The following is a 22,687-nucleotide window of genomic DNA, read 5'->3' as shown; positions in this document are numbered from 1 at the left end:
TCAGAACGCGGGAAGAGGCGGATGCTGTCGCAGTATCCGCCTCTTTCCGCGTCCGGGCCGCGGGCGCTCAGCCGAGGATGCGGCAGTGCGTGGTGAGCTCGCCGATGCCGTCGATGCCGACCGTGACGGTCGAGTGGTCGCGGAGGAAGATCTGCGGGTCGCGGGAGTAGCCGGCGCCGCCCGGGCTGCCGGTCGAGATCAGCGTTCCGGGGAGCAGCGTCAGCGACTGCGAGAGGTGGGCGATGAGCTTCGCGACCGAGCGCACCATCTGACCGGTGGTCGAGTCCTGCACGGTGTGCCCGTCGACGACGGTCCAGATGTGGAGGTCCTGCGGGTCGGGGATCTCATCGGCGGTGACGGCGAACGGCCCGGTCGGGGTGAAGCCGTCGAACGACTTGCAGCGCGACCACTGCGCCTCGGCGAACTGGATGTTGCGGGCGGTAATGTCGTTCACGACGGTGTAGCCCCACACGTGGCCGAGGGCGTCCGCCTCGTCGACGTCCTTCGCGTGCGTGCCGATCAGCACGCCCAGTTCGGCCTCGTAGTCGACGGCCTCGCTGAGTGCCCGCGGCCACGACGTCGTCTGTCCGTGCCCGGTGAGCGAGTTCGGCCACAGCGTGAAGACGGTCGGCGCCGCGTCCGTCTTCAGGCCCAGCTCGCTCGAGTGCGCTGCGTAGTTGAGGCCGACGGCGAGTACCGCGGGTGGGGCGATGACGGCGGAGGAGTACTCCCAGTCGCCCAGGGGATGCCGCGGCGCGGAGCCCTCGGAGAGGGCCGCGCGCAGCTCTGCGAGGAGCTCGTCACCGCCCTCGATGAGCTGCTGAAGGCTGGCAGGGGCGTCGGACAGGAGATCAGAGACGAGGATGGCGTCGGCATGCTCCACCACGGCGAGATTCGCAACAGGTGAGTCAGCACGGCGCAGATGAGCGAACCGCATACCTCTACGGTAGCCGGTGGCGCGGGCGAAAGGCTGGAGGAAGTCGCCAGAGCCCGGTCGACGCGATTGTGCCGCATATGCTGTCGCTATGAGTTCCGGAGGACCGTCCCAGCCATCGCCGTACACGCCGCCGCCGGCGCCGCCGCAGCATCAGGCCCCGCCGGCGACCGCTCCGCATCCGCACCATGCCGCGCAGCATCCGCCGGCATTGCAGCCTCCGGCACCGCAGTACTCGGCCCAGCAGTATGCGCAGTCCGCGTACATGCCGGCGCAGTTCACGCAGCAGCCGTACGCGTCAGTCCTCGCCCAGCCGGCCCGCTATGCGCCCCCGGCCCCGCCTGCGCCCGCTCCCGCACCGGGACTCCCGGCGCTGCCGGTGCCGAAGCGCACCGGGCGGGTCGCGATGATCTGGCTCTTCGGCTTCCTCGGCTTCCTGCTCTTCGCGCTGATCGCCTACTTCGGCCTCTTCCTCGGGCCGCTCGCCTCCGTCATCGGCCTCGTGCTCGCGCTCATCCCGCTCGCGATCGTGTTCTTCGTCGTGCGGATGATCGACCGCTGGGAGCCGGAGCCGAAGAGCCTGGTCTTCTTCGCGGTGGCCTGGGGTGCGATCGCGGCGATCGGCCTCACCCTGCTCGTCGACCTCGGGCTGACCTGGCTCTTCGGGCCGCTCGGCGACGCGGCGGGCGCGGTCGTGCAGGCGCCGATCGTCGAGGAGTTCTGGAAGGGCTTCGGCGTCTTCCTCGTCTTCCTCATCGCACGACGCTCCTTCGACGGCCCCGTCGACGGGGTCGTGTACGGCGCACTGGTCGGCGCGGGTTTCGCGTTCACGGAGAACATCCAGTACTTCGCGATCAGCCTCATCGAGGGCGGAGGAGCGCAGCTCACCGTGACCTTCATCGTCCGGGCGCTGCTGTCGCCGTTCGCGCACGCGATGTTCACCTCGCTCACCGGACTCGCCATCGGCCTGGCAGCGCGCCGCCACTCCTCAGCAGGTGCGGCGCTCGGCTACGGCGTCCTCGGGATGCTCGGGGCGATGCTGCTGCACGCGCTGTGGAACGGGTCCGCGACGTTCGCCGACTTCTTCCAGCTCTACATCACGGTGCAGGTCCCTCTGTTCATCGGCTTCATCCTGGGCATCATCGCTCTCCGCCGAGAGGAGGCCCGTCTGACCAGGGCACGACTCGGCGAGTACGCCGCAGCAGGCTGGTTCACGCCGGAGGAGGTCACGATGCTGGCCACTCCCGCCGGCCGCAAGGTCGGTCTCAACTGGGCGTCGCAGCTTCGCGGAGACCGCCGCCCGCTGATGCGCGAGTTCATCAAGGACGCGACGACGCTCGCGGCCGTGCGGCAGCGGGCGATCACCGGTCGCGACCCGATGGCGGGGGCGGACGAGCAGGCGCTGCTCGCGCGCACGCGGGCCGCGCGGGCCGCTCTGCTGGCCTACTGAGAACCGCATCACGAACAAGACTCAGCGCCCGGTGCTGCGGCGATGCCTGCGAGTCTACCGGGCGCTGAGTTGATCTATGAACAGGGTGCACCAGGCCCCCGCGGGTGTCAAGACTTTTCCGGACCTCGCTCTCCCGACCCGACGGCGCATGCGCGGCGAGGTGTTCGCTGTGAGCAGGTCCTGCCGCGTTGACCGCGGCGCGGGGCTCGGGTTGTATGGAGTCATGACTGATCGTACGAAGCCTGAGTTCGACGCCCCGACCGGCCCCGCTCCCGCGGAGCTCGTGATCCGCGACATCATCGAAGGTGACGGCGCCGAGGCGAAGCCCGGCGACACCGTGACCGTGCACTACGCCGGTGTCGAGTTCGAGTCCGGCGAGGAGTTCGACTCCTCCTGGGGACGCGGCGAGACCATCCAGTTCCCGCTGCGCGGCCTGATCCAGGGCTGGCAGGACGGCATCCCCGGCATGAAGGTCGGCGGCCGCCGTGAGCTCGTCATCCCGCCGCACCTCGCGTACGGCCCGGCCGGCGGAGGCCACTTCCTCTCCGGCAAGACGCTGATCTTCATCATCGACCTGGTCGCCGTCGGCTGACGCGATCCGCAGGCCGCGGGGCGCCCCGTTCCTCCGGGAACGGGGCGCCTTCTGCATCCCGGTCACATGATTCATTCTTGGGAATACATTCAGGCGCATGTAAGTTTGATCCTCTGATGCCGCACTCGCGGCCACGGCCAGCCGCAGCCCGCGGCCCCCTGATCTCTGAGGAGAGAACATGACCAGCATCGACATCCCCGGCTACCGTCCCGGCACCTGGGTCCTGGACCCCTCGCACAGCGAGGTCACCTTCAGCGTCCGCCACATGATGATCTCGAAGGTGCGCGGTTCCTTCGGCATCAAGAGCGCCACCCTCATCGCGCCGGAGAACCCGCTCGAGGCGAAGGTCGAGGCGAGCGTCGACGTCACCTCGATCGACACCAACGACGAGGGCCGCGACAACCACCTGCGCTCCGCCGACTTCTTCGACACGGAGAACTTCCCGACCATGGAGTTCGTCTCCACGGGCGCCCGGGTCGAGGGAGGCGACTTCTACGTCGACGGAGACCTCACCATCCGCGGCATCACCAAGCCGGTGAGCTTCGAGTTCGACTTCGGCGGCTTCGGCGCCGATCCGTGGGGCAACTACAAGGCCGGCGCCTCGGCGAAGACCGTCATCAACCGCGAGGACTTCGGGCTGACGTGGAACGCCGCGCTCGAGACCGGCGGTGTGCTCGTCGGCAAGGACGTCACCATCAGCCTCGACCTGCAGGGCGCTCTGCAGGCCTGAGGCCCTCCGTCTTCGAGAACCCCGGGTCCGTCAGGGCTCGGGGTTCTCCGCGTCGTAGTCGTGGAATCGCGGGCTCCGCCTGGCGAGGACCGCCACGAGCGCGATCACGAGGATGCCGCCGAGCAGCGGCGGGAACCAGAGCGCGGTGAGCGTGGCCAGGGTGCCGGCGTAGAGCGCGCCGACCCGGGGGCCGCCGGCGACGACGACGATGAAGACCCCCTGCAGCCGCCCGCGCATGGCATCCGGCACCGCTGCCTGCATCATCGTGTTGCGGTAGATGGAACTGACGTTGTCCGCGGCGCCCGAGAGGGCGAGCGCGATGCACGCGGCGACGATGAGACCGACGTTCGGCGTGTGCTCCGTCGCAGGTCTCGAGAGCGCCCCGATCAGCAGGACGACCCCGAACGCCGCGATCGTCGCGCCGTAGCCCTCCACTGCGCGGGCGATCCCGCGTCCGTGCCACCGGTACTGCACCACGCGGCCGGAGAGCAGGCTCGAGCCGACGGTGCCGACGGCGACGGCGGCGGTCAGGATGCCGGTGGTGACGGCGCCGCCACCCAGCAGCACGGTGCCCAGCGCGGGGAACAGAGCGAGCGGCTGTCCGAAGGTCATCGCGATCACGTCGATGACGTACTGCATCCGGATGTTCCCCGCGTGGCGCAGGAAGCGCCACCCGTCGGTGAGGGAGGCGAGCCCAGGGCGCACGGTCTCGCCCTCCGGGCGAAGCGACGGCAGCGTCCACAGGCCGAGGAACATCGACAGCATGAGCACCACGTCGATGGTGTACGTCCAGCCGTACCCGGTCAGCGCGACGAGCAGACCTGCCAGTGCCGGCCCGGCCATGACGGTCAGGCCGAACGCGACGCCGTTCAGCGCGGATGCCGCGGCCAGCATGTCGCGCGGGATGAGCCGCGGCACGATCGCGGTGCGAGTGGCCATCCCCACCGAGTTCGCGGCGGAGTTGATCATGCTCAGCGCGTACAGCCACCAGATCGTCTCCAGTCCCGTCCAGGTGAGCGTGGCCAGGAGGGCGGTCGAGACGAACGCGACGGTCGCGGCGATCAGCGCGACGCGCCGGCGGTCGAACGCGTCGGCCAGCATGCCGCCGTACAGGCCGGCGAGGATCATGGGGACGAGGCCGGCCACTGCGATCATCGAGACCGCGAACGTGCTGCCGGTGAGGGCGAAGACGTGCAGCATGACCGTGACGATCGTGAGCTGTCCGCCGATCCCGGCGAGAGTCGATCCCACCCACATGCGAGCGAAGGCCGGGCTTGTCCGGAGAGGGCTGAGATCGATCAGGTGGCCGCGCGCCGCGTTCACTCGAGGGCCCTGTCCTGCACCCTTCGAGCGTATCGGAGCGCGAGGTGCCGAGGGGCCGCCCTGCCGTGTCGCTCGGGGCGTGCGGGGGCTGGTAGACTCTTCAGGTTGCCGTTCGATCGGCCGCGGATAAAGAGAGCCCACGCATCAGGCGTCGGGCGCCGCGCAACAAGCAGAGAGGGGATCGAATCTATGGCACTGGAAGCAGACGTCAAGAAGGCGATCATCGAAGAGTACGCGACGCACCCCGGTGACACCGGATCCCCCGAGGTGCAGGTCGCAATGCTGACGCAGCGCATCAAGGACCTCACCGAGCACCTCAAGGAGCACAAGCACGACCACCACTCGCGTCGTGGCCTGTTCCTGCTCGTCGGTCAGCGCCGTCGTCTGCTCGGCTACCTCCAGGACATCGACATCGAGCGCTACCGCTCGCTGATCGAGCGCCTCGGACTTCGCCGATAAGGCAGAGCGAACCCAGCGTTCAATCGCGCAGAACATTCTTGAGAAGGCCGCCCTACGGTGTAGGGCGGCCTTCGTCATTCCGTCAGCAGTTCCGGAGTCGGCCGCGCAGACGCCACGAGGGAGACGGGCCGGCGACGGATCGCCAGCGCGACGCAGGCGCTGAGCGCGACCCCGCAGGCCGCCATGAGGAGCAGGCTGGCTGTCCAGTCTCCGGTGAGCTCGCGCATCGCGCCGAGGATGAGGCTTCCGCCGCCGGCGACGGCGTAGCCGACGCCCTGGGCCAGGGCGGAGAGCAGGCCTGCCGACGCCTCATCCGCCGCCAGGCTGACCAGGAGTCCCATCGCGAGGCCGAACCCCGCGTTCTGGACGACCCCCAGCAGCGTCACGACGAGCGGGTCGGAGCCGTGGTCCAGCGCGAGCCAGGCGAAGCCGACGGCCATCGCGAGCCCCAGGCCGGGGCCGAACCAGGTGAGGATGCGCCGGCGACGTGCGAGCACCGGTGCGACGAGGGTGGGGACCAGGCCGATCAGGCTGAACCACGCCAGCAGCCACCCGGCCTCGGCGGCGTCCGCCCCGTGCGAGGCGAGCATCAGGGGCAGCCAGGTCGTCACCGCGAAGTACAGCAGCGCCTGCAGTGAGAACACGGCCGTCATCAGGCCCACCGTGACGCGGGCTTTCGGTCCGATGCCCAACCGGGGCGCCCGCCCGCCCTGTGCGCCGGCCCGCGGCGCCACGGGAAGCAGCGCCGCGACGGCGAGCACGGTGAGCAGGACCCAGCTCGCCAGAGCGGGACCGGTGCCGCCGAGGATGCTCTCGAGCGGAACCGCGAGGCTCGCGCCGAGGGCGGCGCCGACGCCGAACGACATGCTGCTCAGGCCGATCCAGAGACCGCTCGCCTGGTGCGACTTCAGATAGGGCGGCAGCAGGGTGGCTGCCATCATGATCGCCGCGCCGACGACGAAGGTGCCCGGCAGCAGCATCCAGTCCGCCAGCACGCGCGCGATGAGGGCGGCGGCCAGGGTCGACATCGCCAGCAGCAGCGCGCGGGCGGTCCCGAGCCGCCGCGCCAGGATCGGTCCCACCGGGGCGGTCAGGCCGAACGCGATGATCGGCAGCGTCGCGAGCAGGCTCCGCTCGGCGCCGTCCAGGTGGAACGACGAGGCGGCCTGGTCGAGCAGAGCGGAGACCGAGGTGATCGCCGGGCGGAGGTTGACTCCGACCAGGAGGGCCGCGCCGAGCGCGAGAGCCCGGGCGGCGCCTCCGATCCGATCAGAACCCGACGACACGGAGACCGTCGGCGACGACTCTTCCGTCGTGGATGACGGTGCGATCATCGCCGCGGTCCATGACGGCGCTCGTCGGCGTCTCGCCGTCGACGAGGAGGAGATCGGCGCGGTCGCCCACCGCGACCCCGGGTCGGTCACCCACGCGGGTGAGCCGCGGGGACGAGTGGGACATGATGCTGGCGCCGCCCATCGTCCCCACGGCGAGTGCGAGCTCGACGAGGTCGTCGCGGCGGAAGCCGTTCACGAAGGCCAGCTGCCAGGTGCGGTCGAGCATGTCGCAGTTGCCGTACGGGCTCCAGTAGTCGCGCTGCCCGTCCTCGCCGAGTCCCACCCGGACTCCGGCCTCAGTCAGCTGCACGAGGGAGAGATGGTCGCTGGTGGACGGGGCGACCGTGGCCATCGAGATGTCGAGCTCCGCGAACGTGTCGATCAGCCGGCGGCTGGTCGCCTCGTCGACGGCCCCGAGGTCGTAGGCGTGCGACATCGTGACCTTGCCCTGCATGCCGAGCGCGCGGGTGCGCTCGATGACGAGATCCGTGCTGAACACGCCGAGCTCCCCGGGCTCGTGGAGGTGGATGTCGATCTCCACCTGATACTTCTCGGCCAGCCCGAACACGATGTCGAGGTGCTTCACCGGGTCGCGGTCGAGCATGCACGGATCGATGCCGCCCATCACGTCGGCGCCCTGCTTAAGGGATTCCTCGAGGAGTTCCACCGTGCCCTCCTCGCGGAGGATGCCAGCCTGCGGGAAGGTCATGATCTGCACGTCGGCGTGATCGGCGAACCTCTCCTTGGCTGCCACCACGGAGTCGAACTTCTCGAGCCTGCAGTCGACGTCGACCTGGGCGTAGGAGCGCACGCGCGTCGTGCCCCTGGCGATCATCCGCTCGAGGGTGCCGGCGACGATGTCGGCGTGCGGAACGTCGGTGTTGCGCCAGTTGCGGCGGTCGTTCATCATCATCGCCCACACGCCGGGGGCGCCCGTGTGCTCGCGGAACGGCAGCCCGATGCGGGACGAGTCCAGGTGCACGTGCACGTCGCTGAACGACGGGAGGAGAAGCCGGCCGCGACCGTCGACATCGCCGTCCAGGAGCGCGGCGGACTCATCGTGCGGCCGGATCTCGGAGATGCGACCGTCGGCGATCACGACATCGGCGGCGGCGGCACCCCACGGGCGGGCGTTACGGATGAGCATGGGAGTTCCTCTCTTCGGGGGCGCGGGCCGCGAATGCGGCCGCGTCGGACGGGTGGTGGCAGGCGACGGCGCCCGAGGGCACCCGCTCCACGCACATCCTCTGCTTCTCCTCGCTGAGAAGAGGACGGACGGGGCAGCGTGTGCGGAACACACAGCCGCTGGGCGGGTTCGACGGGTGCGGAAGGTCGCCGGTCAGGCGGATCCGCCCGCTGCGGTCGGCGTTCGGGTCGGGGGAGGGCACCGAGGACAGCAGCGACCGGGTGTACGGATGACGCGGATCGCCGAACACCTGATCACGCGTGCCGAGCTCCATGATCTTCCCGAGGTACATGACGGCGACGTCGTTCGCGAAGTGCTTCACGACCGAGAGGTCGTGCGCGATGAACACGTAGGAGATCCCGGTGTCCGCCTGGATGTCCTGGAGCAGGTTGATGACCTGCGCCTGCACCGACACGTCGAGCGCCGACACAGGCTCGTCGCAGATGACGACATCCGGTTCCAGAGCCAGTGCGCGGGCGATGCCCACGCGCTGCTTCTGGCCGCCGGAGAACTCGTGCGGGAAGCGGTTGTAGTGCTCGGGGCGCAGGCCCACGCGGTCCATCAGCGAGGCCACGCGGTTCTTCATGCCCTCCTTCGGCTTGATCCCCTGAGCCTGCATCGGGGCCGCGATCGCGGCGCCGACGCTCTGGCGGGGGTTGAGAGAGGACGACGGGTTCTGGAACACCATCTGCACGCGGCGGCGGAACTCCTGGAGCTCCTTGCCGCGCAGCGTGGAGACGTCGGCGCCGTCGAGCTCGATGCGGCCGGAGGTCGGCGTCAGCAGGCGCATGAGCAGCCGCCCGGTGGTCGACTTGCCGCACCCGGACTCACCGACCAGTCCCAGGGTCGAACCTCGCTCGAGCGTGAAGGAGACGCCGTCGACGGCCTTCACGTGGGAGTGGCCCCGGAGGAATCCCTTGCTGACGGCGAAGTGCTTGGTGAGGTCCTGGACGCTCAGCAGCGGCGCGCTCATCGGGTGGCCTCCACGGGGGTGGGAAGAGTGGCGGGAAGTTCCGCGAGATGGCAGCGGGAACGGTGGGTGCCGTCGCTGTGGAGCTCCGGCCGTTCGGTGCGGCAGCGGTCTCCGGGGACGAGGTGCGACACCGGGCACCGGTCCGCGAAGAGGCATCCGGTCGGAAGGTTCAGCAGGGAGGGCGGGAATCCGGGGATCGGAGTGAGTCGCCCCACCTCATCGGCCATCGACGGCATCGAGGCGAGCAGGCCCTTGGTGTACGGATGGCCGGTGCGGAAGAACGCGTCCTGCACGTCGGCCTCCTCCACGCACTGCCCGCCGTACATGACGACCACGCGCTTGCACACCTCTGCGACCACGCCGAGGTCGTGCGTCACGAAGATCACCGCTGAGCCGGTCTCAGCCTGCAGCGAGGAGATCAGATCCAGGATCTGCGCCTGCACGGTCACGTCCAGTGCGGTGGTCGGCTCGTCCGCGATGAGCAGCTCCGGCTCGCAGATGAGCGCCATGGCGATCATCGCGCGCTGACGCATTCCGCCGGAGAACTCGTGCGGGTAGGCGTCGTATCGCGACACCGGGTCGGGGATGCCGACGCGGTTGAGCATCTCGATCGCCTGCGCCTTGGCGGCCTTCGCGCTCACCCTGTTGTGGACGCGGTATGCCTCGGAGATCTGCTTTCCGACCGTGTAGAACGGGTGCATCGCGGACAGCGGGTCCTGGAAGATCATGCCGATCTTCCGACCGCGGTAGGGGCGCATCTCGCTCTCGCTGAGGGGCACCAGGTCGGTGCCCTCGAAGAGGATCCGGCCGGAGACCTTCGCGCTGGTGCCCTTGAGCAGCCCCATCAGGGTCTGGCTGGTGACGGTCTTGCCGGAACCGGACTCGCCGACGATGCCGACGGTCTCTCCGCGCTGCACGGTGAGGTCCATGCCGTTCACGGCGTGGACGAGGCCGTCGTCGGTGGGGAAGGTCACTCGCAGGTCGCGGATGTCGAGGATAGGGGTGGTCATCAGTTGACCCTCACTCTCGGGTCGACCGCCGCGTACACGAGGTCGACGATGACGTTCGCGGTGATGATGAAGAACGCAGCCAGCATCGTGATCGCCATGGTCACCGGCAGGTCGCCGGATGTGGCGGCGCGGACGGCGGTGAAGCCGAGTCCCGGCACCGAGAAGATCTGCTCGGTGAGCACGGCGCCGCCGAGCAGTGCGCCGATGTCGAGGCCGAGCATCGTGATGATCGGGGTGATGCCGGCGCGGACGCCGTGCGTGAACGTGATCTGGCGCCGGCCGAGCCCCTTCGCGCGGGCGGTCCGCATGAAGTCCTCGCCGAAGGTCTCGATCATGTTGTTGCGCGTGATCCGGATGTACTGGGCGCTGAACAGCACGGCCAGCGCGATCCAGGGGAGGAGGTAGTTCGTGAACCAGGCGGCGGGTCCGGCCGGGCCGAACGGCGTGTAGATCTGGTTGCTGGTGAACGGCAGCCAGTGCAGCGTGCTCACGAAGATCAGCAGGAGCATGAGGCCGGTGACCGGGATCGGCAGGGAGACGCCGACGGAGGCGATGCCGACGATGATCTTGTCGGCGGCCTTCCCCTTGCGGAGAGCGGCGAACAGTCCGAGTCCGACGCCGGCGATGGTCCAGAGGACGACGGCGCCGACGGCGAGCGAGACCGTGTAGGGAAGCGCGCGGGCGATCACGTCGGCGACATTCTCGTTGGTCTGGAACGACTTGCCGAGGCACGGCCAGGAGCACAGCTGCTCCGCGCCGGGCGCTCCGATGAGCCGGTCGGCGAAGAAGCCGCTCAGGTAGGTGAAGTACTGCACGAAGAAGGGCTTGTCCATGCCGAGGGCGACCCTGGCCTCCGCGATGCGCTCCGGCGTGCACTCCTGGCCGCAGGCGGCGGCCGCGGGGTCCGCAGGACCCACCTGGAAGAGGGCGAAGGTCACGAAGCTGACGACGAGGAGGAGGACGACCAGGGCGGCCAGTCGGCGGACGATGAATCCGAGCATTGCTGTCCCGTCTGGGGCCGGCCGTTCCCGGCCGGCCCCATCCTTTCAGGAGTGGTGTGTCGGAGTCGTCACTGCTCGACGCCGACGGTGGACAGGTCGATCGCTCCGAAGAAGTAGCCGACCTGCGCGTTGCGGATCTGCGAGCCGACGACGCTGTTGGTGAAGGTGCGGATCAGCGGAACCATCGGGTACTGCTCCAGCGCCTTGTTGTAGAGCTCGGTCCACTTGGTGTTGAGCTCCTCGGACGTGCCGTTGGTGTCGCGCAGCTCGTACATCGCGGTGGAGATCTCCGGGTCGTGGAACCGCGGGATGTTGCTGAAGCCGTATGTCGTGCCGTCCAGGCTCGGGCCGAGGTTGGGGTCGACCGTCGTGCGAGTCGAACCGGATGCGGCGCCGCCGCACCAGCCGGAGCGGGCGATGTCGGGCATCTGGTCGGTGGCGAGCGTCGTGTAGTAGTTCGGCGAAGGGATCGCGATGAGCTCGAGCTCGATGCCGAGCTCCTTGAAGTTCTGCTGCAGCACGGTGCCGAGGTTCTTGAAGCGCTCGGTGGCGTTCGCGTAGCCGTAGGTCAGGGTCGCCGGGACGTCCTTGCCCTCGAGCAGCTTCTTGGCCTCGTCGAGGTTCGGCTTGCCTGCCGGGTCGAGGTCGATCGTCGGCTCGATCCAGCCGACCTGCTGGTCGTTGAGGTACGAGTTGGTGAGCTTGCCGAAGCGCTGGCCGCCGTACTGCACCTGGATGGCCGCGCGGTCGATCGCGAGTGCGAGAGCGTGGCGCACGTCCGGGTCGGTGAGCGACTCGGTGTTGAAGTTCAGCACGTCGGTGCAGCCCAGCAGGCCGGATGCCGTGCGCTCGGCGATCGCGGGGTCGGTGAGACGCGAGGTGTCGGACGCCTGCAGCGCACCGTTCGTGTCCAGCGTGATCGCGGTCGGGTCGGAGTCGCTCAGCAGCTGCTGGGAGATCGTCGCCTGAGCGGTCGACAGGGAGAACGTGAAGGTGTCGGGAAGCGCCGTACGGTTCTCGTCCGTCGCCGGATCCCAGTGCGGGTTGCGGACGAGCTTCAGCTCGCGGCCGCGCTCGTAGCTCTCGATCATGTACGGGCCCGAGGAGATCGGGTGGTTCGTGTAGTCGAGCTTCGTGTCCTTGGCGGCGGGCACCGGGGCCGAGTTCGACCGGGACGCCAACGCGGGGAAGTCGGGGTACGGCTGCTTGAGGTGGAAGACGACGGTCTTGTCGTCCGGTGCCTCCACGGCGGCGAGTTCGCCGCCCGAGTACGGGCCCTTGTAGGTGTCGGCGTCCAGCACCGCGTTCAGCTCCTGCGGAGCCTGAGTGTAGACGTCGCGGGCGAACGTGCGCTCGATGCCGTACTTGATGTCGGCGGCGACGATCGGGGTGCCGTCCTCGTACTTGAGGCCGTCCTTGAGCGTGTAGGTCCAGGTGAGGCCGTCCTCGGAGACCTTGCCGAGGTCCGTGGCGAGGTCGGGGACGATCTCGGGCGGCTGGCCCGCGGTCTCCTTCGCCATGGTCAGCGTGCGGTAGTAGAGCTGGCCGACGTTCGCGGTCTGCACGTAGTTGCTGTTGCCCGGGTCGAGCGTCTGGAAGTCGCTCGACATCAGGACGTTGACGTTGCCGCCGGGCTCGTCGAAGTCGGGTGCGACGACGTGGGCGGCGTACGGGTCGTTCGACGGCTGGGGCTTGGAGCCGTCGGGTGCGGCGGTGCTCGTGCAGCCGGTGACGACCAGGGCGGCGATGGCCACGGTCGCGACGGCGAGCAGGGGACTGCGGTGTCTCATTACTCGTTCTCTTTCGGTGAGGGTGGGTGTTCGGAAGGGAGGGTCAGTGGCGCGATGCCTTGGGGTCGAGGGCATCGCGGACGGCGTCGCCGAGGAGGTTGAAGGCGAGCACGGTGATGATGAGCGCGGTGCCGGGGACGATCAGGAACCACGGGTCGCTGAGGTACCAGTTGCCGGCCTGCGCGGCGTTGAGCATCTGCCCCCACGACGGCGTGGGGTCCTTGACGCCGACGCCGAGGAAGGACAGGGCGGCTTCGGCGGAGATGTTCGCGGGGATCATCATGGTGCCGTAGACCAGCACCACGCCGAGCACGTTCGGGATCACCTGGCGGAAGATGATCGTGGCGTGCGAGGCGCCGTACGACTTCGCCGCCTCGATGTACTCCTGCTCGCGGATGCTGAGCACCTGCCCGCGAACGACCCGGGCGAGGTACGCCCAGCCGAAGAAGCCGAGGATCAGCACGAGCGACGCGATGGGGACGAAGCTGCCCTGCCCGAGCGGGGTGTCGCGGAGACGCGACTGCAGGATCGGCGTGAGCGACAGCACCAGCAGCAGGTGCGGGAAGGCGAGGAACAGGTCGATGATGCGGCTGATCACCATGTCGACCTTGCCGCCGAAGTACCCGGCGGCGGCTCCCAGCACCGTGCCGAGGACGACGGAGACGACGGTGGAGAGCAGAGCGATCAGCAGGGAGACCTGGGCGCCGTAGGCGATGCGTGCGAAGATGTCGCGGCCCAGGCCCGGCTCCACGCCCAGCCAGTGCTCCTGAGAGGGGAACATGTACGCCGGGAGCGGGAGGCCAGGGGTCATGAAGTTGTCCAGGACCTCGGGGCCGGTGTTCGTCGTGTACGGGTCCTGCCCCTCGATCGCGACGAGGACCGGAGCGAGCAGCGCGAACAGGATGATCGCGACCACGACGCCGAACGAGACGAGGGCGACGGGGCTCCGCCTGATGCGGAGCCATGCGGTGCCGAGCAGCGATCGGCCGGTGGCGATCTTCGGCACTGCGGCGACCGCCTCGGTCTTGGGTGGGAGCGTCTGGGTGTCCGTCACGATCTTCCTTGATGGTTCGGGTCGGCAGGTGCTCAGAATTGTATACCAGCTCATCGCGTTTGGTGTACCGAAATGTCAAATGGTCTGCCAAACACGGGCCCACGCCAGCGTGTCCGTGGATGATCGCGCTGCTTTTCCGCGATCTTCCGGCGATCTGTCGCGGGTGACGCGCTTGCCCCCGGCATCCGACCTCGCTAGATTTTGGATACCAAACACTGTTCCGAGATCATCGAGGCTCTCTTGCGCACACTCCTGACCGCTGACCACGTGCTCGCCTACGACGGCGCCGCGCACGTCGAGCTCCGTGACGCGGCCGTCCTCGTCGCCGACGGCGTCATCGCCTACGTCGGCCCCGCATCCGAGGCTCCGGCAGACGTCGACGACCGCATCGAGCTGGGCGAGAGCCTCCTCATGCCCGGACTCATCGACCTCGATGCGCTCACGGACGTCGACCACCTGATCCTGGATTCGTGGTGGGGCGCCGAGCACGGTCGCCGTCTGCAGTGGTCGGCCGACTGGTTCGACCGCCGCGAGCACGTGTTCACCGCCGAGGAGCGCGCGCGCATCCGCGAGGTCTCCCTCGTCCAGCTCGCCCTGCACGGCATCACGAGCTACATGCCGATCGCCTCCGAGGTGCACTCCCGATGGGCCGAGACCGCCGATGACTTCCGTGCCATGGCCGCCTTCTCGAGCCGGCTAGGCCTGCGGGGCTTCCTCGGCCCGTCGTACCGATCGGGCGTCAACGTCGTCACGGACGCGGGCGAGCGGACCGTCCGATTCGATGAGGCGGAGGGGGAAGCCGGCCTCGCCGACGCCATCGCCTTCCACGATGAGCTCGCCGCCCTCGGCGACCCGCTGCTCACACCCGTGTTCCTGCCCGGCCGGATCGAGACCCTGACGCCGGAGCTGCTCGCCGCGACCGCCGCCGCGGCGACCGAGCGCGATGCGCTCGTGCGCCTGCACGCGCTGCAGGGTGACTTCGAGCGCGACCACATCCTCGCCGTCCACGGTCGCACGCCGCTCGACCTCATCGAGTCCCAGGATCTGCTGAACGACCGTCTCATCGTGCCCCATGGCGTCTTCCTCGATGTCAACCCCCGTGTCCACGGCGAGGACCGCGGCGACCTCGCGCGTCTCATCGCCGCCGGGGTGTCGATCGTGCACTGTCCGCTCACCAACGCGCGCTACGGCTCGGAGCTGGAGACCTTCAAGCTGTACAAGGACGCCGGGCTGAACATCTCCCTCGGCACGGACTCGTTCCCGCCGGACCTCATCCGCGGCATCGACACCGGGGTGTCCGTGGCGAAGGTGCAGAATCGGGACCTCTCCGCCGGCGACCTGGCCGGATACATCGACGCGGTCACGCTCGGCGGCGCCAAGGCTCTCCACCGGCCGGATCTCGGCCGCATCCAGGTCGGTGCTCAGGCCGACCTCACCGCGTTCCGTCTGGACGATGTCCGCACCGGGGCGGTCGACGACCCTCTGCGCACCCTGGTGCTCAACGGCACCGCGCGTGACGCCTGCCTGACCATGGTCTCCGGCCGCGTCGTGATGCGCGACGGCCTGATCGACGGCATCGACCTCGACGCCGTCCGTGCCGACACCCAGGAGCTGTTCGCGAAGATGCGCGCCGCCTACCCGCGTCGCGCCTATCGTGAGAGCACGGCCGACGAGCTGTTCCCGCCGGTGTTCCCGGTGCGGGAGCGCGTCTGACGACGGCCGGAACCGAGGAAGGAGCCCCGATGGGCGCGATGACGACGACCGCGGACGGGGCTCCCGTCGCGGATCGCGTGTACCGCGATCTGCTGCGCACGATCATCGCGGGCGATCTCAAGCCGGGGGAGTGGCTCAAGGAGCGCGAGCTCTCCGAGCGCTTCGAGGTCTCGCGCGTCCCGGTGCGTCAGGCGCTCCAGCGCCTCGAGGTCGAGGGGTTCGTGCTCATCTCTCGGAACCGCGGGGCCACGCTGACGCCGATCACGCGTGCCGACGTCGAGGAGATCTTCGACGCCCGGCTCTGCATCGAGCCGTACGCGGCGCGAAGGGCGGCGCAGCGCGTGCACGGCGGACTGGAGGACCCAGGCCGACTCCGCGACATCCTCGACCGCGTGCTCGAGCCGCCGATCGCCGGCGAGCTCGGCGAGTCCAACCTCGCCTTCCACCTGGAGATCGTGCGGCTGTCGGGCAACCGCATCCTGGAGCGGAGCCTCCGGCCGATGCTGGGCCGCATGGAGTGGATCTTCCACCTGACGCAGAGCACGAGGGCGACCGAGCACGCCGAGGAGCACCAGCAGCTGCTCGATGCCATCTTCGCCGGTCGCGGCGAGGTCGCCGCTGCGCAGTCCTACGCCCACATCGATCAGGCCCGCATCTCGATCCTCGAGGCGCTGGCGGCCGAGTTCGCCTGGGACTAGCCCCCGATCAGGCGCCGACCAGGTCGGGGTGGTGGATGGCGGCGACGTCCGGGTGCGCCCGCAGCCGCGACTTGAGCGCGTTCTCTCCGTAGAGGGCGTGGATCGGATTGCGCGGGTCCTCGGTGACCCCGGTCGCCGCGGCCGCCAGCTCCGCGGGCAGGTCGATGAGCGGCAGCCGCTTGTCGAGGGCGGGGTTGAAGAAGAACGGGATCGAGATGCGCTCGTCCGGCGCCTTGGGCGAGACGACCCTGTGATTTGTCGCCTTGAGGTAGCCGCCGGTCGCGTACTCGAGCAGCTCGCCGATGTTCACGACGAACGCGCCGGGGACGGGTGGGGCGTCCACCCAGCTGCCGTCCCGCTCGACCTGGAGGCCGCCCTTGCCCGGTTCGACCCAGAGCAGGGTGAGCACGCCGGAGTCCTTGTGCGCGCCGACGCCCTGCTGCGGCTCGGGGGCGCTGGTCCCGGGGTAGCGCACGATCTTGATGAGGGTCGACGGCTCACCGAAGTGCTCGTCGAAGTACGACTCCTCGGCTCCGAGCGCGAGGGCCCACGCCCGGAGCAGCCGTCGGGCGACGTCCGAGAGCGTGGCGTGCCACTCGGCGACGATCTCCTGCAGCTCCGGCTGGGCCGCGGGCCAGAGATTCGGCCCGATGAGACGGTTGAACGCCGGTCCGCCCTCGACCGGCGCGCGCTCCGGGCCGATGTCGATCTGCTCGCGCCAGTCGACCTCGCCCTGCGTGCGCTCGCCCCCGATGCGCGTGTAGCCGCGGAAGTGCGGGCTGTTGACGTTCTCGATCGCCAGCTTCTCGGCCTCGGGGAGGGCGAAGAAGTCGAGCGCGGCGCGGTGCAGGCGGGCCTCGAGATCAGCGGAGACGCCGGTGCCGGTGAGGTAGAAGAACCCCACGTCGTGCGTCGCCGCCCTGAGGTCCTCGCGGAATCGTGCGGCGGCCTCGGGGCCGGCGTCGAGCTGGGACAGGTCGAGGATGGGGAGCGAGAGTTCAGCCATGCCCCGAGGGTAGATCGGCATCCCGGCGGCGCGGTCGAGTGTTGCGCAGGGTTACCCCGGGTGCATGAAGATGGCGCGGGTGGGCCTGAGTCAGCGGGGCCGCCGCGATCCGGTGGGGTCGCTGCGATGTCCTTCGCGGCCGGCGAGCTGCGGGTCGGCGAACAGCCACTTCGGCCGCGGCTCGACCAGTGGCCGGAACAGGGTCCGCACGGGTTTCGTCGCGAGCGCGAGCGCGACGACCACCGAGAGGACCGTCACCAGCGGCAGCCAGATCCAGGTCGGCTCCGCGTCCCGCAGGATGCCGGTCTCACGGAAGGGGTACAACACGAACGAGTGCAGCAGGAAGACGTACATCGTGTACTGGCCGAAGACGGTCCACCAGTGCGTCCCGCGCGGGATGAGCGCGAAGAACGCGGCGGCCAGCACGACGGCGAGCAGCATCAGCGCGATGCGCACCCCGCCGGCCCACCACTCCTCGCCGCCGAGGTCGGCATAGGAGTCCTCGTAGAACAGCCAGTGACGCAGATCGATCGCCTTCCACAGCTCCAGCCAGTTCCAGGCGGCCCACCCGGCGGCGCCCAGGACGGCCACCGCGATCACGCGGAGCCACCAGGGGCGGAAGTCGAGGAGCCGCAGGCGGGCGACGATGTCGTGCTCGCGAAGCCACCAGCCCAGGGTGAAGAACGGAAGCAGGCCCAGGGTGCGCGAGAGTGAGAACGTGCTGTCGACGTTCGGCAGGTAGCCGGCGCCGATCGAGATCGCGACGGTCCACAGCAGCGGCCATCGCAGGAGAGCGAGGTAGGGGAGCACCAGGCGGAAGATGCCGAGGGCGAGCAGGAACCAGAGCGTCCACGACGGCTTGGTGATGTTCGGGTTCGCCTGCCCTTCGACCAGCCACTTGGTGAGCGTCCAGAGGATCTCGAAGATCACATAGGGCAGCAGGATGTCGGTGATCACGCGGGCCATCTGGGTCTTCGTCGGCGACGAGGACTTGGAGAAGTAGCCGGAGATGATCGCGAACGCCGGCATGTGGAACGCGTACAGGGCGAGGTAGAAGGCGAACGAGATGTCCGAGTCGTAGATGAGCCGCTGGATCGCATGGCCGAGGACCACGAGGACGATGCAGGCGTAGCGCGCGTTGTCCCAGAAGGGGACCCGCCGTCGAGGCCGCGCGACGGCTCCGGTGGCGGGGGACGTCGCATCGGCTCCGGCGCTGTTCATCCTGTCAGGCTACTCCGGGGAATAAAGTTGCTCCCGCCGCGTTGACTCAGATACATTCAAATGAATAGAAACGGATGCCGAGTCGTCCGGTTCGGAAAGCACGGAGAATCATGAGCGAGCAGTCAGGCGCGCCGGCCATTCAGTTCGGAATCATGTCGGTCAGCGACATCACGCAGGACCCCACCACCGGCATCACGCCGAGCGAGCGCGAGCGCATCCAGGCCACCGCCGAGATCGCCAGGCACGCCGAAGAGGTCGGTCTCGACGTCTTCGCCATCGGCGAGCACCACAACCCGCCGTTCTGGTCGTCCAGCCCCACCACCTTCCTCGCGTACATCGCCGCGCAGACCGAGCGCCTCATCGTCTCGACCTCGACGACGCTGATCACCACCAACGACCCTGTCCGCATCGCCGAGGAGTACGCGATGCTGCAGCACGTCTCCGGCGGCCGGATGGACCTCATGCTGGGCCGCGGCAACACCGGCCCCGTGTACCCCTGGTTCGGCCAGGACATCCGCCAGGGACTCCCTCTCGCGATCGAGAACTACGCCCTCCTGCGCAAGCTCTGGACCGAGGACGTCGTGGACTGGGAGGGCAAGTTCCGCACTCCGCTGCAGGGCTTCACCGCCACTCCGCGCCCCCTGGACGGCGTCGCGCCGTTCGTCTGGCACGGCTCCATCCGCACGCCGGAGATCGCGGAGCAGGCCGCCTACTACGGCGACGGATTCTTCGCGAACAACATCTTCTGGCCGAAGGAGCACTACCAGCGCCTCATCGAGCTGTACCGCCAGCGCTACGCCCACTACGGGCACGGCACTCCCGAGGAGGCCGTCGTCGGCATCGGCGGGCAGGTCTTCATGGCGGCGAAGTCGCAGGATGCCGTCACGCAGTTCCGCCCGTACTTCGACAACGCCCCCGTGTACGGCCACGGTCCGAGCATGGAGGACTTCACCGAGATGACGCCGCTCACCGTCGGCTCTCCGCAGCAGGTCATCGACCGGTACGCGTCGATGCGCGAGACCTTCGGCGACTTCCAGCGTCAGCTGTTCCTCATCGACCACGCCGGTCTCCCGCTGAAGACGGTGCTCGAGCAGCTCGACATCCTCGGCGGTGAGGTCGTTCCGGTGCTCCGCAAGGAGCTCGCGAAGGGTCGACCGGCGAACGTCCCCGACGGCCCGACGCACGCGGCCCGCGTCAAGGCGGTCTACGGCGACGGTCCCGCCCGCGAGGCCCGTCCCGGTGCGAACCGCGGCGACAACCTCACCGCGGGCTCCCCGTATCAGGATGCACCGGCCCCGGCCGGCGCCGCGTTCGGCCTCGGCCGTCAGGAGGCGTGACATGAGCGAGCGCCGCATTGCCGTGATCTCCTCCGGCCTGTCCAACCCGTCGTCCACCCGGATGCTCGCCGACCGCCTGGTCGCCGAGACCGCGAAGGCGCTGCTCGAGCGCGGCATCCGCGTGCAGGCGGACGTGATCGAGCTGCGTGATCTCGCGCACGACATCACGAACAACCTGCTCACCGGCTTCGCGCCGGCGCCGCTGGAGGAGGCGATCAACAGGGTCGTCTCCGCCGACGCGGTCATCGCGGTGACGCCGATCTTCTCCACCAGCTACGCCGGGCTCTTCAAGTCCTTCATCGACGTGCTCGACCCCGACGCCCTCACCGGCAAGCCGGTGCTCATCGGCGCCAACGCCGGCACGGCACGGCACTCGCTGGCGATCGACTACGCGATCCGCCCGCTGTTCACCTATCTGCATGCCGAGCCGGTGTCCACCGGGGTGTTCGCGGCGTCGAGCGACTGGGGCGCGAACGCCGACGACGTCGCACCGCTGAGCGCCCGCGTCGAGCGCGGCGCTCGCGAGCTCGCCGAGGCCGTCGCCCGCCGCGAGCCCGTGTCGGACGCAGATCCGTTCGACCCCGACACCTACCTCGGCAAGGGGAAGTCGTTCGGGCACCTCCTCGGAGGACTCGCCGGAGAGTGAGCTGAGACCGTCCCACCAGGGGGCATGACTCCATCGACAATGTCCGCGGGGCATCGTACGGTGGCGTCATGCCCCCTGTCTCTGCGCTCGACTCTGCCCGCGCCACCCTCGCCGGCTCTCTCCTGCTGCCCGCCGACGACGCCTTCGACGGGGCGCGCCGACCGTGGAACCTCGCCGTCGAGCAGCAGCCTGCCGCCGTGGCGGCGCCGGCGGGCGTCGGCGATCTGCGCGTCCTTCTCGACGCCGCTCGCGACACCGGTGCGACCCTCGCCGTCCAGCCCTCAGGGCACGGGGCTTCGGGTGACCTGACCGGTGCCGTGCTCATCCGCATGACGGCGTTCGACGAGCTCGCAGTGGACACCGAGGCCGGCATCCTGCGCGTGGGCAGCGGCGTCCGCTGGGGCGCCGTCGTCCAGGCCCTGGAGGGGACGGGGTGGGCGGCGCCGGCCGGAACCAGCCCGGTGGTCAGCGTCGCCGGCTACACCCTGGGCGGCGGCCACTCGTGGTTCAGCCGGACGGCCGGCCTCGGCTCCGACAACCTCCGCGCGGCCTGGCTGCTGCGCGCCGACGGCACCCACGAGCGCGTCGACGACGACAGCGACCCGGAGCTGATGTGGGCGCTGCGCGGCGCCGGCGGCATCGTCGGCATCGTCACCGCGCTGGAGATCGATCTGGTCCGCACGCCCTCGCTGCACGGCTGGGGGCTCACCTTCGACGTGGCCGACGCGACGGCGGTGATCCGCGCCGTGCGCGATCTCGCAGCGGACGCGCCCTCGTCGCTGAACGTCTTCATGAACTCGATGCGGATGCCCGACGCGCCGCAGCTGCCCGAGGAGATCCGCGGGCGCAGCTTCCTCACCGTACAGGCGCTCTCCGTCGACGGCTCCGCAGACGCACTCGTGGACCGGGTGCGGCGCGCCGGCGCCGTGCGCAGGGAGATCGCCGGCGCCACTTCGCCCGCTGCTCTCGCCGCGGCGTCGAACGAGCCGACCGAGCCGACCGCTGGACGCGGCGCATCGATGGCGCTCTCCGCTCTCGACGACGCCACGATCGACGCGCTCGTCGGCTTCCGCGACGCTCCCGAGCAGTGGCCGATCGTGGGCATCGACATCCGGATGCTCGGCGGCGCACTGGACGCGCCCCGTCGCCAGGGACTCGCCTCTCTGCGGTCTGCGGGCTGGCTGCTGCACGCTCTCTCCCCGATGATCCCCGGCGCACCCGTCGAGCTCGGCGATGCGAGCCTGGCCGGATTCCGGGCGCTGCTGACCCCGGCCAGGGCCGCACGGACGATCCCGACGTTCCTCGGTCCCGGGAAGACGCTGGAGGACTGCGGATCGACGGACGACCTCGGGCGACTGCGGGCGCTGCGGGCGGTCGTCGATCCCGACGGCGTTCTGCATGAGGGCCGATTGCCCCGCTGAACCGCAGGGCGACCACGGTAGCGTCGACAGCACACGCCCACCGTCCCGGATGGAGAGTCATGGAGATCGCAGTCGCAGGCGGAACCGGCATCGCCGGAACGGAGGTGGTCCGCGTCGCGCAGCAGCGCGGGCACCGGGTGCGCGTGCTCAGCCGGGGGAACGGCGTGGACGTCCGCTCCGGTGAGGGACTCGACGACGCCCTGGACGGCACGGATGTCGTGATCGACGTGCTCAGCACGTCCACGCAGAGCGCACGGGTGTCGACCGAGTTCTTCACGGGCACCACCTCGCACCTTCTCGCAGCCGGCCGCCGGGTCGGCGTCGGGCATCACCTCGCCCTCTCGATCGTCGGCGTCGACCGCGCCCCGCACGGGTACTACGCGGGCAAGCTCGCGCAGGAGCAGGCCGTGCAGTCGGGGCAGGTGGAGTGGACCATCCAGCGGGCGACTCAGTTCCACGACTTCGCCGCACAGATGTTCCGCAATGCGGCTGTGGGGCCGATCCACCTCGCACCGCGGATGCGCACACAGCCGATCTCCATCGTCGAGGTCGCCACGCGGCTCGTCGACCTCGCCGAGTCCGGTCCAGCAGGCCGGGTCCGCGACATCGCTGGGCCGCGTGAGGAGCAGCTCGCGGACATGGTGCGGGCGTGGGCGGTGCATTCAGGGCATCGGGGCTGGATGCCGGAGATCTCGCTGCCCGGCGCGTTCGGACGGGCGCTCCGCGACGGCAGCGTCCTGCCGGAGCCTGACGCCGATCTCGGCACCGTGGCGTTCTCCGATTGGCTGAACGCCCAGCCGCGCGGTTGA

At 69.5% G+C, this 22,687-nt stretch carries 21 protein-coding genes; 10 read left to right on the top strand and 11 right to left on the bottom strand.

Annotation, left to right across the window (positions count from 1 at the left end):
• Positions 1–67: 67 nt before the first annotated feature.
• Positions 68–937, bottom strand: a complete 870-nt coding sequence (locus tag G6G98_RS03760) for a fumarylacetoacetate hydrolase family protein (RefSeq protein WP_164233662.1) — start codon at positions 935–937, stop codon at positions 68–70.
• 88 nt (positions 938–1,025) lie between these two features.
• On the opposite strand from G6G98_RS03760, the gene G6G98_RS03755 reads away from it, so the two are divergent.
• The 3 genes from G6G98_RS03755 (at position 1,026) to G6G98_RS03745 (ending at position 3,706) form a co-directional block, all read left to right on the top strand.
• Positions 1,026–2,384: a PrsW family intramembrane metalloprotease gene (locus tag G6G98_RS03755; protein WP_243841991.1), complete on the top strand. Its 1,359-nt coding sequence runs from the start codon at positions 1,026–1,028 to the stop codon at positions 2,382–2,384.
• A 223-nt stretch (positions 2,385–2,607) separates the two neighbouring features.
• On the top strand, positions 2,608–2,976 hold the full coding sequence (locus G6G98_RS03750; protein ID WP_067351080.1) for an FKBP-type peptidyl-prolyl cis-trans isomerase: 369 nt from the start codon (positions 2,608–2,610) through the stop codon (positions 2,974–2,976).
• 178 nt (positions 2,977–3,154) lie between these two features.
• Positions 3,155–3,706, top strand: coding sequence for a YceI family protein (locus tag G6G98_RS03745; RefSeq protein ID WP_067351083.1), 552 nt, complete (start codon positions 3,155–3,157; stop codon positions 3,704–3,706).
• Positions 3,707–3,736: 30 nt separating this feature from the next.
• Here G6G98_RS03745 and G6G98_RS03740 read toward each other — a convergent pair whose 3' ends face one another.
• Positions 3,737–4,963 carry an MFS transporter gene (locus G6G98_RS03740; protein ID WP_432207059.1) on the bottom strand — a complete coding sequence of 409 codons (1,227 nt, stop codon included), beginning with the start codon at positions 4,961–4,963 and terminating at the stop codon, positions 3,737–3,739.
• 255 nt (positions 4,964–5,218) lie between these two features.
• Between G6G98_RS03740 and rpsO the strand changes: the two genes are divergently transcribed.
• A complete protein-coding gene (gene rpsO, locus G6G98_RS03735) occupies positions 5,219–5,488 on the top strand; it encodes a 30S ribosomal protein S15 (RefSeq protein ID WP_055993247.1) in 270 nt (89 codons plus the stop codon).
• A gap of 74 nt (positions 5,489–5,562) precedes the next feature.
• Here the strand turns inward: rpsO and G6G98_RS03730 are convergent, their stop codons facing one another.
• The 7 genes from G6G98_RS03730 to G6G98_RS03700 form a co-directional block, all read right to left on the bottom strand.
• On the bottom strand, positions 5,563–6,822 hold the full coding sequence (locus G6G98_RS03730) for an MFS transporter (protein ID WP_164233664.1): 1,260 nt from the start codon (positions 6,820–6,822) through the stop codon (positions 5,563–5,565).
• On the bottom strand, positions 6,758–7,969 hold the full coding sequence (locus tag G6G98_RS03725) for an amidohydrolase family protein (RefSeq protein WP_164233665.1): 1,212 nt from the start codon (positions 7,967–7,969) through the stop codon (positions 6,758–6,760). The genes G6G98_RS03730 and G6G98_RS03725 overlap by 65 nt, the downstream gene beginning before the upstream one ends.
• A complete protein-coding gene (locus tag G6G98_RS03720; RefSeq protein WP_067351093.1) occupies positions 7,956–8,981 on the bottom strand; it encodes an ABC transporter ATP-binding protein in 1,026 nt (341 codons plus the stop codon). The genes G6G98_RS03725 and G6G98_RS03720 overlap by 14 nt, the downstream gene beginning before the upstream one ends.
• A complete protein-coding gene (locus G6G98_RS03715; protein ID WP_067351097.1) occupies positions 8,978–9,991 on the bottom strand; it encodes an ABC transporter ATP-binding protein in 1,014 nt (337 codons plus the stop codon). Before G6G98_RS03715 ends, G6G98_RS03720 begins: the two co-directional genes overlap by 4 nt.
• Complete coding sequence (locus G6G98_RS03710; protein WP_067351098.1) at positions 9,991–10,992, bottom strand: ABC transporter permease; 1,002 nt, start codon at positions 10,990–10,992, stop codon at positions 9,991–9,993. Before G6G98_RS03710 ends, G6G98_RS03715 begins: the two co-directional genes overlap by 1 nt.
• A gap of 68 nt (positions 10,993–11,060) precedes the next feature.
• The gene (locus G6G98_RS03705; protein ID WP_067351101.1) at positions 11,061–12,782 is read right to left on the bottom strand and encodes an ABC transporter substrate-binding protein; all 1,722 of its coding nucleotides are present in this window, start codon (positions 12,780–12,782) and stop codon (positions 11,061–11,063) included.
• A gap of 43 nt (positions 12,783–12,825) precedes the next feature.
• Positions 12,826–13,836, bottom strand: coding sequence for an ABC transporter permease (locus tag G6G98_RS03700; RefSeq protein ID WP_243841990.1), 1,011 nt, complete (start codon positions 13,834–13,836; stop codon positions 12,826–12,828).
• A 240-nt stretch (positions 13,837–14,076) separates the two neighbouring features.
• Between G6G98_RS03700 and G6G98_RS03695 the strand changes: the two genes are divergently transcribed.
• A complete protein-coding gene (locus tag G6G98_RS03695; RefSeq protein WP_164233666.1) occupies positions 14,077–15,549 on the top strand; it encodes a chlorohydrolase family protein in 1,473 nt (490 codons plus the stop codon).
• A gap of 29 nt (positions 15,550–15,578) precedes the next feature.
• Positions 15,579–16,247 (top strand): GntR family transcriptional regulator, encoded by a 669-nt coding sequence (locus G6G98_RS03690; RefSeq protein WP_084788252.1) that lies wholly within the window; start codon positions 15,579–15,581, stop codon positions 16,245–16,247.
• Between the two features lie 7 nt (positions 16,248–16,254).
• Here G6G98_RS03690 and G6G98_RS03685 read toward each other — a convergent pair whose 3' ends face one another.
• Positions 16,255–17,253, bottom strand: a complete 999-nt coding sequence (locus G6G98_RS03685; protein ID WP_067353629.1) for an isopenicillin N synthase family dioxygenase — start codon at positions 17,251–17,253, stop codon at positions 16,255–16,257.
• A 90-nt stretch (positions 17,254–17,343) separates the two neighbouring features.
• On the bottom strand, positions 17,344–18,474 hold the full coding sequence (locus G6G98_RS03680) for an acyltransferase family protein (RefSeq protein WP_067351107.1): 1,131 nt from the start codon (positions 18,472–18,474) through the stop codon (positions 17,344–17,346).
• 110 nt (positions 18,475–18,584) lie between these two features.
• On the opposite strand from G6G98_RS03680, the gene G6G98_RS03675 reads away from it, so the two are divergent.
• The 4 genes from G6G98_RS03675 to G6G98_RS03660 all read left to right on the top strand — a co-directional run bounded on the left by G6G98_RS03675 (position 18,585) and on the right by G6G98_RS03660 (position 22,687).
• Complete coding sequence (locus G6G98_RS03675; RefSeq protein ID WP_067351110.1) at positions 18,585–19,811, top strand: LLM class flavin-dependent oxidoreductase; 1,227 nt, start codon at positions 18,585–18,587, stop codon at positions 19,809–19,811.
• Between the two features lies 1 nt (position 19,812).
• Complete coding sequence (locus tag G6G98_RS03670) at positions 19,813–20,457, top strand: FMN reductase (RefSeq protein ID WP_164233667.1); 645 nt, start codon at positions 19,813–19,815, stop codon at positions 20,455–20,457.
• Positions 20,458–20,525: 68 nt separating this feature from the next.
• Positions 20,526–21,878: an FAD-binding oxidoreductase gene (locus tag G6G98_RS03665; protein WP_067351118.1), complete on the top strand. Its 1,353-nt coding sequence runs from the start codon at positions 20,526–20,528 to the stop codon at positions 21,876–21,878.
• 59 nt (positions 21,879–21,937) lie between these two features.
• On the top strand, positions 21,938–22,687 hold the full coding sequence (locus tag G6G98_RS03660; protein ID WP_067351122.1) for an SDR family oxidoreductase: 750 nt from the start codon (positions 21,938–21,940) through the stop codon (positions 22,685–22,687).

Source organism: Microbacterium hydrocarbonoxydans (assembly GCF_011752045.1).
In the GTDB taxonomy this organism is placed as follows: Bacteria; Actinomycetota; Actinomycetes; order Actinomycetales; family Microbacteriaceae; genus Microbacterium.
Note: the sequence above shows the minus strand (reverse complement) of the source record. Positions and strands in the feature narration are given on the sequence as shown.